This is a genomic window from Streptomyces sp. NBC_00045 (assembly GCF_045041095.1).
Lineage (GTDB): Bacteria > Actinomycetota > Actinomycetes > Streptomycetales > Streptomycetaceae > Streptomyces.
In genome coordinates, this window is the sequence record NZ_CP108271.1 from 1,735,386 (window position 1) to 1,749,701 (window position 14,316).

Consider the following 14,316-nt stretch of genomic DNA (forward strand, 5'->3'; position numbering starts at 1 on the left):
CCCCCCTCAGCCCTGGCCCAGCACCTGGAAGGGAACGGTGTCGTGGTAGTTCGCCATGTAGGCGATCTTTCCGTCCACGATCCGGAAGAAGTTCATGACCTCGGCCTCGATCGCCTCGCCGGAGGTGCTGACGGCGCTGAGGTGGGAGACGGCCGCGGCCTTCTCCCCGTCGACGAGGAAGTGCACGGGCTCGTTCCGGAAGACCCGGTACATCGTCCCCATGCCCTTCATCATCGAGCGCAGGACCTCCAGGCCCTCGATGTGTCCGGCGAGCTGCTCGTCCATGACCTGGTCGTCGGCGAACAGGTCGCACCAGCGGTCCCAGTCCCCGGCGTTGGCGTACTCGTAGTACTTCTCAAGGATCTTTCGTGCGTCCAGGGCGCTCATCGCGCTCCTCCCCCTATCGGTCCCGGCGGGTTCCGTCCGGCGCGAACGGCGCCCAGAACTGGCTGAAGGCGGTCGCCGAGTCCCCGAAGAGCCCGTCGCGGCCCTCGATGATCCGGCCGTCCCGCCACCGCATGAAGTGGAAGACGGGGTAGTCCATCCGCTCGTACGGGGACCGGCTCGCCCCGTCCGCCCCGTCGCGCACGGCGACGTTGCGGCACACGTCGGCGCTGCAGCCCTCGCCGACGAGGACGGACTGGATGTCCATGCGGAAGGTGCCGCCCGTGAGCTTGTGCGTCTGCCCCATCAGCTCCAGGAAGGCGTCCAGGCTCTCGTACCAGCCGGCCAGCGGGTGGTTGCCCGGCACCAGCCAGCGCAGGTCCTCGGAGTAGTACTCCAGGATGCGGGCGCGGTCGCCGGAGCCGAGGGCGGCGTAGGCCGCCTCGACCCGCTCCCGTGTCACTTCGGTCATCGTCGCTTCTCCTTCGCCGGCGCTCAGAGCGAGGCGGAACCGGGCATCGGAGCCAGGTCGTTGACGGTGTACTGCTTGATCAGCGGCCCGTCGGGACCGGCCACGACCGTCCAGGTCTGGTCGGCGTCGAAGCCGAGCCACTGGCTGCGGGCGGCCGGCGGGTCCCAGATCTTGGCCTGCCAGTTGACGAGGACCCGGACGATCGCCCGGTCGCCCTCGATGGCGGGCTCCACCTTCGTGACGGTGTGGACCTCGTCGAAGAAGCGGTTCGTGACCGCCGTGTACCAGCGGCCGAAGCCCTGGTGTCCGAGGAAGGTGTCCTCGGGGACCTTGAACTCCAGGTCCTCGGTGATGAGGGCGAGCACCTGGTCCTGCGGCAGGTGCTGGTCCAGGGCTACGTACCAGTTCTCCGCGAAGGTGCGGATCGCGTCCTCGGTCAGCCGCTCGGCGGGCATGCGGTCTCCTCCTGTCCGTGGTGGTGTGCGGTGCGGTGGTTCAGATCTGTACGTCGACGAGGAACGGTCCGGGGTGCTCCAGCATCCGGGCCACCGCGGCGGCCGCCTCGTCCGGCTTCTCCACCCGCGTCCCCCCGGCGCCCAGCGCCCGCGCCAACCCGGCGAAGTCGATCTCGGGGTGGGAGAGGTCGAAGGAACCCGGAAAGCCGTGCTGCGGGATGTCCCGCTCCCGCCAGTACTGGGCGATGTTGTCGTCCAGCAGCCGGTACTTGCGGTTGTTGCAGACCACGAACTTGGCGTCGATGCCGTGCCGGACCGCGGTCCACAGCGCCTGGTACGTGTACATCGACCCGCCGTCGCCCGCGAAGCCGACGACGAGGCGGTCCGGACGGGCCAGCTTGGCCCCCACCGCCCCCGGGAAGCCCACGCCGAGCGAACCGCCCCGGGTGAGGTGGTAGTCGCCCGGCCGCTCGGGCGGCAGGTACCGGGTGACCAGCGGGGAGGTGGTCAGCGCCTCGTCGAAGACGATCAGGTCCCCGCCGGTCCGCTCGGCCAGCGTCCGCAGGAAGACGGCCATCGGCGTGCCGTCCTGATCGGCCTCCGCCGACCGGGCGGCCAGCGCCCGCTCCCGGCTGCGGGCGTCGAGCCGGGCGGCCGCGGCCGCCCGCCGCTGCGGGGTCAGCAGGCGTTCGAGTACGCCGGCCAGCGCGCGCAGCGCCTGCTTGGGGTCGGCCGCCAGGCCCAGGTCCACCGGGTGGTTCTTGGCGATCTCGTACGCGTTCAGGTCGATGTGGACGACCTTGGCGCCGGCCCGGAACGGGCTCTCCAGCTCGGGGAACACCTCCGGGAAGACATAGGTGCCGACGATCAGCACCCCGTCCGCTCCGGCGACGAGTTCCCTGCTGTGCGGGCCGAACATGTGGCCCGTCTGGCCGCGGCGCAGCGGGTGCGAGGCAGCGATGTTCACCTCGGAGGAGTCCACCTCGTACACGTCGGCGCCCAGCAGCTCGGCGACGGCGACGAGCTCGCGCTGGGCACCGGAGAGCGAGACACCGTCCCCGACCAGGACCACGGGCCGCTCCGCGGAGGCCAGCAGTTCGGCCGCCCGCCCCACCGAAGCCGGTGAGGGCGCCACGTCAGTGAGCGGCACCGCGGCGGGCAGGACGGGCTCGGAGTTCAGCTCGTCCAGCACGTCCATCGGCAGCGCCACGAAGACCGGGCCGCGCGGCGGGGTCAGGGCGATCTTGACCGCCCGGCGAATGGTGCGCAGCACGGAGTGCCGGTCGGTGACCCGGGTCGCGTACTTCGTCACCGGCTTGGCCATCGCCACCAGGTCGGACGCCATCTGCGCGTCCATGGCGTCGTAGCGGACCCCGGCGTCCCCGGCGACCACGACGAGCGGGGTGTGGCCGCGCAGGGACTGGTAGAGCATCCCGATGCCGTTGCCCAGCCCCACCCCTGAGTGGAGCTGGAGCAGGGCCGCGCCGCCGGTGGCCCGGGCGTAGCCGTCGGCGATGCCGGCGGCCACGGTCTCCTGGAGGGCGAGGACGTAGTGGAAGTCGTCCGCCGCGTCCACCGCGTCGAGGAATCCCTGTTCCACCGTCCCCGGATTTCCGAACATCACATTCAGGCCGTCGGCCTTGAACTGCTCGATCAGCCTTTCCCGTCCGGGAGTGGCTCCGGAATTCATCGAACTCCCCCTCATTCTCACGGGATTTCGGATCACCACCCGTAGCGGGTGAGGCCTTCCTCCAGGACTTCCACGATCTTCTGCCCCGTGAGATACGAATCGGGGGTGGAGCGGCCGGTCACGAACGGGAAGTCGACGATCACCGAAAGCGGGTGGCCGAAGTTCCCGTGGTACGCCCCGCTCGGGCCGGTCGCATCGCGCAGGATGTACTCCAGCGGGTACGGCGGCGGGCCCATGTTGAAGTCGGTACCGAGGAACCCGGTGCCGTCCTTGTAGTCGTACTCCTTGCAGTGCCCGGTCACGTGCTTGCCCCAGATGATGCTCTTGCGGTCGCCCCAGTCGCGGGCGAAGGCCAGGCAGGCCACGCCGTAGCACTCGGCCGCCACGACCTTGCCGGCCTTCTTGAAGGCGAGGATCAGGGCGTGCACGCGCTCGTTGTTGGCGAGGTCGACGATGGGCCCGCTGCCGCCGACGATCAGGATCGCGTCGTAGCCGGCGATGTCCGACTCCAGCTTGTCCAGATCGCGGTGGTACTGCTCAAGCTTGGGCAGGTAGCCCTCGTCGCTCGTGTACGGCCGCTCCGGGACCCACGCCTCGATGTCGAGCGGCGAGTCCAGCCGGCTCGACTGCTCGAACTCCCGCCCCAGCCGGGCGTTCTCCTCGGTGGTGACCGAGCGTCCCAGTGGAGGGTCGATGAAGTTCGCGTCGAGGCTCGGCGGAAGAGCGTGCGCACGCTTTCCGGTCGGCGTGGCGAATACGACTTCGTAGCCCCGCTCATCGAACTTCGACACGGGGCCTATCAGTTCTTCGGCCCAGTAACCGTGTTCGGAGACAATGACCAGAATCTTTCTGCTCACGGATTCCTCCAGGCGCCGCCTGTTGTCGTTGGCGTCCACCACACTGCTTGTGCCCGAGGCCCCCGTCAAAGCGCCGGTATGCGACTTCGTGAGGTAGGCGGGCAGGTCGCAGGGGCACCTCAGGTAGTCACTTCCGGAGGTCATGAAGTAGCCGCGAGACTTCCTGACTTCGGCCGAATCGCTGAACCATTACGGGGGCACCGACCTATGGTCTGGACGCGCCGTGAATCCAGGGGTGCGCGAAGGATCGAGGAGAGGGACGGGGCCGATGACGACAGACCTGTTGTGCACACACATCGATCAGATACGTCCGGTGAAGCCGGGCACCGAGGGCTGCGAGGAGTGCCTGGTGCTCGGCGACACCTGGGTGCACCTGAGAATGTGCCTGAGCTGCGGGCACGTCGGATGCTGCGACTCCTCCAAGAACCGCCACGCCACCAAGCACTACCGCACCACCGAGCACCCCATCGCCGCCTCGCACGAACCCGGCGAGACCTGGGCCTGGTGCTACGCCGACAAGCTGATGCTGGACGCGGCATGAGCGCGGCCCCGGAGAGCGCCACCGCCCCCGCCACGACGGCCGCGGCCGCCGAGCGCGCGGAGAGCCGCAAGCCCGTCATCCTGGCCGTGGACGACGATCCGCAGGTGCTGCGGGCCGTCCGCCGCGACCTGCGCAGCGCCTACGGCGACCGCTACCGGGTGCTCGGCGCGTCCTCGGCCGCCGACGCTCTCAAGATCCTGGACTCCCTCGACGAGCGCGGCCACGACCCGGCGCTGTTCCTCGTGGACCAGCGGATGCCCGACGTGACCGGCGTCGAGTTCCTGCTGGAGGCCGTCAGCCGCTTCCCGGACGCCCGCCGCGTGCTGCTCACGGCGTACGCGGAGACGGACGCGGCGATCACCGCCATCAACCGGGTCCGGCTGGACTACTACCTGCTCAAGCCGTGGGACCCGCCGCACGAGCGGCTCTTCCCCGTCCTGGACGACCTGCTCTCCGACTGGCTGGCCACCTACCGTCCCGCGTACGACGGCATCATCGTCGCCGGCCACCTCGTCTCCCCCGGCACCCATGCCGTCCGGGACTTCTTCACCCGCAACGGCCAACCGTTCCGCTTCCTCAACGTCGAGCGCGACCCCGAGGCCCTGACCCTGATCGCCGCCCAGCCCGACGCGGTGCTCCCTCTCGTCCGCTTCCCGGACGGGGCGGTGCTCTCCGCGCCGTCCGACACGGAGCTCGCCCGGCGCCTCGGGCTGGCCACCACCGCCTCGCGCCCGCACTACGAGTGCGTCATCGTCGGCGCGGGCCCCGCGGGCCTGGCGGCGGGCGTCTACGCGGCCTCGGAGGGCCTGTCGACCCTGATGCTGGACTCCCGCGCCCCGGGCGGCCAGGCCGGCACCTCCAGCCTGATCGAGAACTACCTCGGCTTCCCCTCGGGCCTCTCCGGCGGCGACCTGACCCGCCGCGCCACCATCCAGGCCTCCCGGTTCGGCGCCGAGATCCTGCACCCGGTGGAAGTGGTCTCGCTGACCCGGGACGACCCGGCGAAGATCCTGACCCTGGCCGACGGCACGGAGATCAGCGCCGAGACGGTGCTGCTGACCACCGGGGTCTCGTACAACCGCCTTCAGGCCCCCGGCGCGGACCGCTTCGAGGGCGCCGGGCTCTACTACGGCGCCGCCACCACGGAGAGCTCGGCCTGCATCTCTCAGCACGTGTTCATCGTGGGCGGCGCGAACTCGGCCGGTCAGGCGGCGGTGCACTTCGCCAAGTACGCGGCCCGCGTGACCATCCTGGTCCGTGCGGAGTCCCTGGACGCGAGCATGTCCCGCTACCTGATCGACGAGATCGACCGCACCCCCAACATCGAGGTCAAGGTCCGCACGACGGTGGTCCGACTGGACGGCGAGGAGCACCTGGAAGAGCTGACCCTCCACGACGCGACGACGGGCGAGGACACACGGGTGCCGGCCCGCTTCATGTTCACCTTCATCGGCGCCCGCCCGCACACCGACTGGCTGTCCGGCATGGTCGAGCGGGACGAGTACGGCTTCGTGCTCACCGGGTCCGACCTGATCGCGAACGGCGGCGAACTCCCGGCGGAGTGGAGCCTGGAGCGCGCCCCGTACCCGCTGGAGACCAGCGTGCCCGGCGTCTTCGCGGCGGGCGACGTCCGGGCCCACTCGGTCAAGCGCGTGGCGTCGGGCGTCGGCGAGGGCGCGATGGCGGTCTCTCTCATCCACCGCTACCGGTCGATGGGCTGAGAGCGAACGCGAATCCCTTGCGATCAAGCGACTGCCGGATGCAACGTTGATTACATGATTACATCCGAGCAGAGCGAGCAGCTTCGCAAGTGGTTCGCGGACCGCCTCCCCGTGGACGTGTACGAGTCCCTGATCGACGTGGCGGTCGACCGCGAGGAGATCACGGTCGTCGGCGCCATCCCGGCGACCGAGTCGGTCAAGGAGTTCCGCGAACGCACCCGCGAACAGCGCATCGAGGTGGCGCGGGAGGCGGAGGAGCTCTACCGCCGCAAGGTCGCCTGGGCCGTCCAGTCCGGCGACGACCGCATCCTGTTCACCCACCTGGCCGTCCCGGTGATGACGCGCCTGCGCCAGCCGGAGCGCCAGGTCCTCGACACCCTTGTCGCGGGCGGCGTCGCCCGCAGCCGGGCCGACGCCCTCGCGTGGTGCGTACGCCTCGTCGGCCGCAACACGGACGAGTGGCTCACCGAACTCCGCGACTCCCTGGCCAAGGTCCAGCAGGTCCGCGCCGCGGGCCCGGACGTGTCCGACGACTCCGGGGCGGCAGACTCCCAGAAGTCTGGGTCGGAATGACGAAAGTCCTCCCCACCCGGGCATGATCACGCAAGTCTGACTGCGACCGGCACCGATCACAGGGAGAGGCACGCCCCATGACCACCACCGTCGAATACATCCGCTACCGGATCGCATTGGACGACCAGCAGGCCTTCGAGGACTCGTACCGGCAGGCCGCGGAGGCCCTGGCCGCGTCACCCGAGTGCATCGACTACGAGCTGGCCCGCTGCGAGGAGGAGAACGACCGGGAGCGCTACATCCTCCGCATCCGCTGGACCTCGGTCGACGCCCACCTCAACGGATTCCGCAAGGGCGAGCACTTCCCGGCGTTCTTCAGCGCGATCCGCCCGTACGTGAAGGCCATCGAGGAGATGCAGCACTACCGCGTCACCGACGTGGCCGGCCCCGGAAAGGCCGCACCCCAGTCATGAGCACCACACCCGGTACCACCCCCACCATCTACGAGTGGATGGGCGGAGCGGAGGCGATGAACCGCCTCACCGACGCCTTCTACGCGCACGCCCTGCAGGACGAGATCCTGGCCCCGGTCTTCGCGGGCATGGACTCGGAGCACCCCCAGCACGTCGCCGTCTGGCTGTCGGAGGTCTTCGGCGGCCCGGCGCAGTACACGGCCCACCACGGCGGCCACCAGCACATGGCCACCAAGCACCTGGGCCGCGGCATCACCGAACGACAGCGCCGCCGCTGGGTGGACCTGCTGATGGACACGGCGGACGAGGTCGGTCTCCCGACGGACCCCGAATTCCGCGCGGTGTTCGCGTACTACATCGAATGGGGCACCCGCATGGCCCTGATCTACTCGGGCCCCAACCCCCCACCGGTGGACGCGGCGAAGATCCCCGTCTGGTCCTGGGGCCAAACGCCCCCGTGGATCCCGAAGAGCTAGACCCGTACCGGGGGCAGAGCCGATCGCTCTGCCCCTCCGGGACGTTCGGCCCCTCCGGCCCCATGTGGCCCCGGCGGCGCTCGAAGCGCGGGGTTTCGGGGGCGGAGACCCGGAAACGAGGACGGGACGGGCCCGGCAAGGAACCCGTGCGGTGACCGGCTCAGCGCCGGGACGGACTCCGCGGAACATCCGGGGCCTGGGCCAGGACCACGGCCAACGCCCCTCCGTCGGCATCGCGCCAGAACGCGACGGCCTCCTCCAGGACCTCCCGCAGCGTCTCCCACTCCCCCGGCCGCGCCCCCGCGTACGACGACCACGACGTCACCACCACCAGGCGCCCCGGCGCGGCCGGCAACCACGACAGGTCGATCAGGGCATCGGCCAGCGCGTCCCAGTTCTCCCCGAACCACTCCGGCACGTCCAGCGCCGCACCCCACCGCCGCAGCAGCTCGGCCTTGCCGTGTACGCCGCCCAGGTCCACCCGCAGCGTCGTCCAGCCCGCCTCCTCGGCTCGGGCCAGCGCCGGGGCGATCGGCTGCGGATCCAGGGTCATCGCAGGACCGCCTTGAAGGTGTCGTAGTGGTCGTCCGTGTAGAAGAACTCCCCGCCCTCACCGGTCACGATCCGCCGCGCTCCGCGGTCGCGCTCACCGGGGGTGTTCACCGTGAACTCGTGGTAGTAGCCACGTTTTTGCCGCGGGAGGACCTTCTCGAAGTTCCCGAAGACGGTCCCGTCCTGCCGGTACGGGTACGGCCCGCCCTTGTCGATCAGCGCGAGCACGACCCGGGCCTGCGCCGGCAGCGCGTCGGCCCGTACGGTCGCCATGCCTTTGGCCCAGGCGGGCGCCGAGACCCGCGCCGAGGGGGACGCAGGGGCATCGGCCCCTGAACTCACTCCGGCTGCGGCGGACGGCGGCGCGGCCTTCACCCCGCCGCACCCCGTCACGCCGGCCAGCGCAACGCAAAGGAAGAGCGCCCCCACCACACACCGCAGCAACGACTGGGGCACGTCCCTGAAGATCATGCACCGATCGTGCCAAATATCCGATTCGCTCGCGAATCGCCTGGTGACGGTGGCCGAGACGGCGACGGCCTCAGAGCGCGGACATCTTGGTGTAGGGACTCAGAATTCTCTTCTGGACCGACCCGAAGTCGACCAGGACGGCGATCCCCTCCTCGATACCGACGACACGGCCGAGGCCGTGCTCGTCGTGAGAAACCCGGTCGCCGACGCTGAACTGCCGGAGCGGCGGTTCCACGGGGGCCTTGAACGGGCTGGACGGCAAATGGCGGCGAGGTACTGCGGACTTTGTCATTGAGACCAGTATGCGCCCCGCGGGCCGCCCCACGGCCCGCCGTTCGGATCTCAATTGCGGCACCATCCGCCCCGACCCTCCCGCGGCACCGTGCTGCGCGCCGCGCGCCGCCCCGGATCAGTCGTCCGGGTCGGCGCGGTCCAGCGCGGGCCGCAGCCCCGGGGCCGATTCGGTGAGCAGGTAGTCCGCGACCGCCGTGTCCGTGACCAGGCTGGTCACGAGCCCGGACCGGAGCACGGCCCCGATCGCGGAGGCCTTGCGGAGCCCGCCCGCGATGGCCACGACCTCGGGGATGCGGCGCAGCCGATCCGCCTCGACGGTGATGCAGCGCTCGCCGAGGTCCCGTCCGACACGACGCCCTTCGGAATCGAACAGGTGGGCGGACATTTCGGCCGCGACACCGAGCGAGGCGTAGTGGGCCCGCTCCTCGTCCGTCAGCATGTCGTGGACGGTCGAGATACCGGGCTCCCACGAGCCGATCGAGACCGCCGCGACGGTCACCTTGTCGAAGTACTCGAAGGCCCGGGCGATCCCCGTCTGGTTCCGCAGCGCGGCCGCGGTCGCCGGGTCGGGGAGCAGCATCGGCGCGTAGATCGGGTGCGCGTCGCCGCCCGAGACCTGGGCGGCCCGCCGTACGGCCTCCACGGACCCGCGCTCGGCCGTGCCGGCGTCGTACACGCCGGTCAGCTGTACCACGGTGCACTGCGGCAGCCGGTGCAGGGACGCGGCCATGTGGATGGTCGACCGCCCCCACGCCAGGCCCAGCACGTCACCCTCGTTGACGAGCTCGCCGAGCAGGTCGGCCGCGACCGCGCCCAGGTTCTCCGGGTCCGGCGCGTCCTCGGTCGCGTCGGCCGGGGACTCGACCACGACCGCGTGCCGGAGCCCGTACCGGGCCCGCAGCGCGTCGGAACGCTCCGCATCGAGCTCGGCGGGTACCCGGATCTCGATCCGTACGAGGTCACGCTCAAGGGCCGTCTCCAAGACCCTGGCCACCTTGAAGCGGCTCACGCCGAATTCCTCGGCGATCTGGATCTTGGACTTGCCCTCCAGGTAGAAGCGGCGGGCCATGGCCGCCGCCTGCACCAGCTCCGCGGGTCCCATCCGCAGGGCTGACCGTCCCGCCGACATTGCAGACACCGCGTTCTCCTCACTGCTGTTCACACTCTCGACTCGCCGTTCATCCTGTCAGATCCGGCGGCCGTTGATCAGCCTGGACAGCTCCCGTTCACCGAGCTGTTCACCAACCCTCGTTTCAGTGGTCACAAGCCCAGGGCGCCGCGGCGATCGCGACGTCGGCCTGCTCCCGCAAAGTACGCACGGCCGCGGACGGGTCGACCGCCCCGTAGACGGCGCTTCCCGCGACGAACACATCGGCGCCGGCCTCGGCGCACCGCTCGATGGTCGTGGCCGAGACCCCGCCGTCGACCTGGAGCCACAGCTCCAGGCCGTGCTTGGCGATGAGCTCCCGAGTACGGCGGATCTTGGGGAGCATGATGTCGAGGAAGGGCTGGCCGCCGAAGCCCGGCTCGACCGTCATGATCAGCAGCATGTCGAGCTCGGGGAGGATGTCCTCGTACTGCTCGATCGGCGTGGCCGGCTTGAGCGCCATGGACGCGCGGGCGCCCTTGGCCCGGATCTCCCGCGCGAGCCGCACGGGCGCGGCGGCGGCCTCGGCGTGAAAGGTGACCGACCCGGCTCCGGCCTCGACGTACTGCGGAGCCCACCGGTCCGGGTTCTCGATCATGAGGTGCAGGTCCAGCGGGATGTCCGTGGCGCGGCTCAGGGACTCCACGACGGGCACACCGAGGGTGAGGTTCGGGACGAAATGGTTGTCCATGACGTCGACATGCAGCCAGTCGGCCCCCTCCACGGCCTTCGCCTCCTCGGCGAGGCGGGCGAAGTCGGCGGACAGGATGCTGGGATAAATCTGAGCGGCCATGCCCCAAGCCTGCCATGCCCCCGTGCACTTCCGGCCACGACCCCGCAACTCGGGACTCTCGCAGCCATGCTTAATCGATCACGGAGAACGCTTAACTTGCCCTTCGGAATCCCCGCCGCCCGGAGCGACACCGCCGCACCACCCACCGCCGGAACGACCGGCGAGCCGGAATGCCGGGGGCGGGATCGGCGAGGTCGGCGGGGGGGCGCGGGGGCGGTCCGGGCCGAGCCACATCGGTGACGTGGACCGGGATACCGGGGGGCCGGGTCGGGGCGGGACGGTGTCGGCGGGCTGGACCGGGGGCCGGGGGGCTGTCGACTCGGAGTCGGTGACATCGCGGGATCCTGGGGGCGGGTCCGGGCCGAGCCACATCGGTGACATCGACCAGAATGCGGGGGGCCGGGTCGGGCCCGGGCGATGTCGGCGGGCTCGACCGGGGGCGGGGGCTGTCGACTCGGAGTCGGTGACATCGGGCGGGATCCTGGGGGCGGGGTCTGAGCCGAGCGGTGTCGGTGGAGTGTGCGGGGGCGTCCCGTCAGTCCACTGTCCTTCCGTGCCGTGCCGGCCCGTCAAGGGCGCTCTCTTCGTTCGCGTCGCTTCGCGATGTCGCTGCGCTCCACCCTTGACTGGCCGTCCCGTCCCGGAATGCCAAAGACTGCCGGGAAGCCCCCGAAGGATGGCCGGGGGGTTCAGTTCCAAGCCATTGCCAATCAGAGATGCTGGCCAGGGCCCCCTGCCATCCGGGGTTCCCGTCCCGGGATCACCGAGCCGGGCCGGCGACGGGGGCCCGGGGAGAAGCCATGCCCCCCATCCGGGCCCCGGACCCCCGCCCCCGCCCCTCCGTGTTACCCCGTGCGGCGGATCAGCGCCAGGTACATCGCGTCCGTTCCGTGCAGGTGCGGCCACAGCTGTACGTCCGGGCCGTCGCCGAGGGCCGGGACGCCCGCCATGTACGGCCTGGCGTCGATCAGTTCGACCGAGACCGGCGAGGCGCCCGCGCCGCGGCCCTTGATGACGTCGTCCACGACGACCCGGGTCTCGGCCAGGTGCGGGGAGCACGTCGCGTAGCCCACGACGCCGCCGATGCGGACCGCCGACAGGGCCTCGCGCAGCAGTGCGCGCTGGAGCGGTGCCAAGCCCTCCAGGTCCTCGGGGCGGCGCCGCCACCTGGCCTCGGGGCGCCGGCGCAGCGCGCCCAGACCGGAGCAGGGGACGTCCATCAGGACCCGGTCGAAGGTGCCCGGCCGCCACGGCGGCCGGGTGCCGTCGGCGGCGATGACCTGGTACGGGCCGGGGTTGCCGGCCAGGGCGCGTTCCACGAGGCGCGCCCGGTGCGGCTGCTTCTCGGAGGCCAGCAGGAACGCCCCGCGCTGGGCCGCCAGGGCGGCGAGCAGGGCGGCCTTGCCGCCGGGGCCCGCGCAGCCGTCGAGCCAGCGCTCGTCGCTGCCTTCGACCGGCGCCGCCGCCAGGGCCATCGCCACCAGCTGGCTGCCCTCGTCCTGGACGCCGGCGCGGCCCTCTCGGACGGCCTCCAGTGCGCCGGGCTCGCCGCCCTCGGCCATCCGGACGGCGTACGGCGACCAGCGCCCCGGCAGCGCCGAGTCCTCGCCGACCGCTTCGACCAGTTCCTCGGTCGTGGACCGTCCGGGCCGTGCGACCAGTGTGACTTCGGGCCGCTCGTTGTCCGCTTCGAGGAGGTCCTCGATGCCGGCCCGGCCGCCGCCGAGTGCGTCCCACAGGGCGCTGACGACCCACCTCGGGTGGGAGTGGTAGACCGCGAGGTGTTCCTCGGCGTCGTCCTCGTACGGCGGGGCGACCCGCTCCAGCCAGCCGTCGAGGTCGTGCGCGGCGATCTTGCGCAGTACGGCGTTCACGAACTTGGCGCGTCCGTCGCCGAGCACCACGCGGGCGAGCTCCACGCTGGCGGAGACCGCCGCGTGCGTGGGGATGCGGGTACCGAGCAGCTGGTGGGCGCCGAGCGAGAGCACGTCCAGGACCGGCGGGTCCACCTCCCGCAGCGGCCGGTCGATGCAGGCCTTGATGACTGCGTCGTACGTGCCTTGCCGGCGCAGCGTGCCGTACACCAGCTCGGTGGCCAGCGCGGCGTCCCGCGCCAGGAAGTTCTCGTCCTGGCGGGCCTTGCGCAGCAGCGGGGGCAGGACGAGGTTCGCGTACGCGTCGCGTTCGCCCACCGCCCGGAGCGCCTCGAAGGCGAGCATCCGGACGGGGTCCTTCTTGGGGCGGCGGTACGGCTTGGCCGGCCGCTGGCCTGCGGCGCTGCGCGGGGGACGGGACTGTTCGCTCACGTGAAAGGTGCTCCGGGTTTACGAGGTGCTGCTGTTGACTACGGGCCGGTGCCCGAACGGGTTGCCGGTACGGATCAGCCTACGACCGCGGCGCCGACCCGCTCGCCGGGAGCGATCCGCACGCCGCGCGCCCAGTCGGCGCCGCGCATCGGCTTCTTGCCCTGGGGCTGTACCCAGAGCAGTTCCACGGCGTGCGAGCCGGTGCCGACGTACACGTTGTTCTTGGCCGCGGCGAGCTCGCCGGGCGCCAGGTCGGTGCGGTCGGTGACCAGACCGACGGAGATCAGCTTGAGCCGCTCCCCGCGGAAGACGGTCCACGCGCCGGGGGCGGGGGTGCAGCCGCGCACGACGCGGTCGGCGCGCATCGCCGGGGCGTTCCAGTCGATCCGGGCGTCCTCGACGGTGATCTTGGGGGCGAGGGAGAGCCCGTCGGCGGGCTGTCCGACGGCGCGCAGGGTGCCGTCCTCGATGCCGTCCATGGTGGCGGCCAGCAGGCCGGCGCCGGCGAAGGCCAGGCGGGTCAGCAGGTCGCCGCTGGTGTCGGTGGGCCGGATCTCCTCGGTCAGGTGCCCGTAGACGGGGCCGGAGTCCAGGCCCTCCTCGATGAGGAAGGTGGAGGCGCCGGTGACCTGGTCCCCGGCCATGATCGAGTGCTGCACGGGCGCGGCGCCGCGCCAGGCGGGCAGCAGCGAGAAGTGGAGGTTGACCCAGCCGCGGCGGGGGATGTCGAGGGCGCTCTTGGGCAGCAGCGCGCCGTACGCGACGACCGGGCAGCAGTCGGGGTCGATCTCGCGCAGCCGGGCCTGGAACTCGGGGTCCCGCGGCTTCGCCGGCTTGAGGACCTCGATGCCGGCTTCCTCGGCGCGCTCGGCGACCGGGCTGGCGACGAGCCGGCGGCCGCGGCCGGCCGGTGCGTCGGGCCGGGTGACGACGGCGGCGACCTCGTGGCGCCCGGAGGCGATCAGGGCGTCCAGGGCGGGCACGGCGACCTCGGGGGTGCCTGCGAAGACGAGCTTCACTTGGGTCCTACCTCGCTATCTCGACTGTCAGCAGCACACCAGTCTATGGTCCCGGCGCCCGAGGGGGCTCCCCGGCCTGATCGGCGGGCGTCCGGACGGTACCTGGCGGTCCGTCAGGGGGCGTACGCACACACGCGCGCCTCTCGCATATG

17 protein-coding genes are annotated in these 14,316 nt (G+C 71.3%); 5 read left to right on the top strand and 12 right to left on the bottom strand.

Translation table 11 applies throughout. The features are described 5' to 3' along the window. Positions 1-6: 6 nt before the first annotated feature. The 5 genes from OHA65_RS08210 to OHA65_RS08230 are packed head-to-tail and all read right to left on the bottom strand — an operon-like array spanning position 7 to position 3,858. Positions 7-387 (bottom strand): nuclear transport factor 2 family protein, encoded by a 381-nt coding sequence (locus OHA65_RS08210; RefSeq protein WP_327282472.1) that lies wholly within the window; start codon positions 385-387, stop codon positions 7-9. Positions 388-400: 13 nt separating this feature from the next. Then, positions 401-856: a nuclear transport factor 2 family protein gene (locus OHA65_RS08215; protein ID WP_327282473.1), complete on the bottom strand. Its 456-nt coding sequence runs from the start codon at positions 854-856 to the stop codon at positions 401-403. A 23-nt stretch (positions 857-879) separates the two neighbouring features. Next, positions 880-1,311 (bottom strand): nuclear transport factor 2 family protein, encoded by a 432-nt coding sequence (locus OHA65_RS08220; protein WP_405761678.1) that lies wholly within the window; start codon positions 1,309-1,311, stop codon positions 880-882. Between the two features lie 40 nt (positions 1,312-1,351). After that, a complete protein-coding gene (locus OHA65_RS08225; protein ID WP_327282475.1) occupies positions 1,352-3,001 on the bottom strand; it encodes a thiamine pyrophosphate-binding protein in 1,650 nt (549 codons plus the stop codon). A 32-nt stretch (positions 3,002-3,033) separates the two neighbouring features. Then, positions 3,034-3,858 (bottom strand): type 1 glutamine amidotransferase domain-containing protein, encoded by an 825-nt coding sequence (locus OHA65_RS08230; protein WP_327282476.1) that lies wholly within the window; start codon positions 3,856-3,858, stop codon positions 3,034-3,036. 268 nt (positions 3,859-4,126) lie between these two features. On the opposite strand from OHA65_RS08230, the gene OHA65_RS08235 reads away from it, so the two are divergent. The 5 genes from OHA65_RS08235 to OHA65_RS08255 all read left to right on the top strand — a co-directional run bounded on the left by OHA65_RS08235 (position 4,127) and on the right by OHA65_RS08255 (position 7,582). Next, positions 4,127-4,399, top strand: a complete 273-nt coding sequence (locus OHA65_RS08235; RefSeq protein WP_327282477.1) for a UBP-type zinc finger domain-containing protein — start codon at positions 4,127-4,129, stop codon at positions 4,397-4,399. Then, on the top strand, positions 4,396-6,120 hold the full coding sequence (locus tag OHA65_RS08240) for an FAD-dependent oxidoreductase (protein WP_405761680.1): 1,725 nt from the start codon (positions 4,396-4,398) through the stop codon (positions 6,118-6,120). Before OHA65_RS08235 ends, OHA65_RS08240 begins: the two co-directional genes overlap by 4 nt. A gap of 54 nt (positions 6,121-6,174) precedes the next feature. Beyond that, on the top strand, positions 6,175-6,693 hold the full coding sequence (locus OHA65_RS08245; protein WP_327282479.1) for a hypothetical protein: 519 nt from the start codon (positions 6,175-6,177) through the stop codon (positions 6,691-6,693). 77 nt (positions 6,694-6,770) lie between these two features. Beyond that, on the top strand, positions 6,771-7,106 hold the full coding sequence (locus OHA65_RS08250) for a putative quinol monooxygenase (protein ID WP_030157498.1): 336 nt from the start codon (positions 6,771-6,773) through the stop codon (positions 7,104-7,106). Further along, positions 7,103-7,582: a group II truncated hemoglobin gene (locus tag OHA65_RS08255; protein WP_327282480.1), complete on the top strand. Its 480-nt coding sequence runs from the start codon at positions 7,103-7,105 to the stop codon at positions 7,580-7,582. The genes OHA65_RS08250 and OHA65_RS08255 overlap by 4 nt, the downstream gene beginning before the upstream one ends. A gap of 160 nt (positions 7,583-7,742) precedes the next feature. On the opposite strand, the gene OHA65_RS08260 is transcribed toward OHA65_RS08255, so the two are convergent. The 7 genes from OHA65_RS08260 to fmt all read right to left on the bottom strand — a co-directional run bounded on the left by OHA65_RS08260 (position 7,743) and on the right by fmt (position 14,164). Further along, a complete protein-coding gene (locus OHA65_RS08260; protein WP_328762156.1) occupies positions 7,743-8,135 on the bottom strand; it encodes a barstar family protein in 393 nt (130 codons plus the stop codon). Continuing rightward, entirely contained in the window at positions 8,132-8,605 is a 474-nt protein-coding gene (locus OHA65_RS08265; RefSeq protein WP_405761684.1) for a ribonuclease domain-containing protein, read from the bottom strand. Before OHA65_RS08265 ends, OHA65_RS08260 begins: the two co-directional genes overlap by 4 nt. A gap of 70 nt (positions 8,606-8,675) precedes the next feature. After that, complete coding sequence (locus OHA65_RS08270; protein ID WP_030157491.1) at positions 8,676-8,897, bottom strand: CarD family transcriptional regulator; 222 nt, start codon at positions 8,895-8,897, stop codon at positions 8,676-8,678. Positions 8,898-9,014: 117 nt separating this feature from the next. Further along, positions 9,015-10,061 carry a sugar-binding domain-containing protein gene (locus OHA65_RS08275; RefSeq protein WP_327282483.1) on the bottom strand — a complete coding sequence of 349 codons (1,047 nt, stop codon included), beginning with the start codon at positions 10,059-10,061 and terminating at the stop codon, positions 9,015-9,017. Positions 10,062-10,152: 91 nt separating this feature from the next. Next, a complete protein-coding gene (gene rpe / locus OHA65_RS08280) occupies positions 10,153-10,839 on the bottom strand; it encodes a ribulose-phosphate 3-epimerase (RefSeq protein ID WP_327282484.1) in 687 nt (228 codons plus the stop codon). A gap of 845 nt (positions 10,840-11,684) precedes the next feature. After that, entirely contained in the window at positions 11,685-13,145 is a 1,461-nt protein-coding gene (locus tag OHA65_RS08285; RefSeq protein WP_327282485.1) for a transcription antitermination factor NusB, read from the bottom strand. A 74-nt stretch (positions 13,146-13,219) separates the two neighbouring features. Further along, the gene (gene fmt, locus OHA65_RS08290) at positions 13,220-14,164 is read right to left on the bottom strand and encodes a methionyl-tRNA formyltransferase (RefSeq protein WP_327282486.1); all 945 of its coding nucleotides are present in this window, start codon (positions 14,162-14,164) and stop codon (positions 13,220-13,222) included. Positions 14,165-14,316: the final 152 nt, after the last annotated feature.

Bases quoted from the DNA above. Each gene is read 5' to 3' on its own strand.
- rpe (WP_327282484.1), bottom strand. From the start codon at position 10,839: ATGGCCGCTCAGATTTATCCCAGCATCCTGTCCGCCGACTTCGCCCGC.
- OHA65_RS08215 (WP_327282473.1), bottom strand. From the start codon at position 856: ATGACCGAAGTGACACGGGAGCGGGTCGAGGCGGCCTACGCCGCCCTC.
- OHA65_RS08220 (WP_405761678.1), bottom strand. From the start codon at position 1,311: ATGCCCGCCGAGCGGCTGACCGAGGACGCGATCCGCACCTTCGCGGAG.
- OHA65_RS08260 (WP_328762156.1), bottom strand. From the start codon at position 8,135: ATGACCCTGGATCCGCAGCCGATCGCCCCGGCGCTGGCCCGAGCCGAG.
- OHA65_RS08245 (WP_327282479.1), top strand. From the start codon at position 6,175: ATGATTACATCCGAGCAGAGCGAGCAGCTTCGCAAGTGGTTCGCGGAC.
- OHA65_RS08255 (WP_327282480.1), top strand. From the start codon at position 7,103: ATGAGCACCACACCCGGTACCACCCCCACCATCTACGAGTGGATGGGC.
- OHA65_RS08265 (WP_405761684.1), bottom strand. From the start codon at position 8,605: ATGATCTTCAGGGACGTGCCCCAGTCGTTGCTGCGGTGTGTGGTGGGG.
- OHA65_RS08235 (WP_327282477.1), top strand. From the start codon at position 4,127: ATGACGACAGACCTGTTGTGCACACACATCGATCAGATACGTCCGGTG.
- OHA65_RS08225 (WP_327282475.1), bottom strand. From the start codon at position 3,001: ATGAATTCCGGAGCCACTCCCGGACGGGAAAGGCTGATCGAGCAGTTC.
- OHA65_RS08240 (WP_405761680.1), top strand. From the start codon at position 4,396: ATGAGCGCGGCCCCGGAGAGCGCCACCGCCCCCGCCACGACGGCCGCG.
- OHA65_RS08270 (WP_030157491.1), bottom strand. From the start codon at position 8,897: ATGACAAAGTCCGCAGTACCTCGCCGCCATTTGCCGTCCAGCCCGTTC.
- OHA65_RS08210 (WP_327282472.1), bottom strand. From the start codon at position 387: ATGAGCGCCCTGGACGCACGAAAGATCCTTGAGAAGTACTACGAGTAC.
- OHA65_RS08250 (WP_030157498.1), top strand. From the start codon at position 6,771: ATGACCACCACCGTCGAATACATCCGCTACCGGATCGCATTGGACGAC.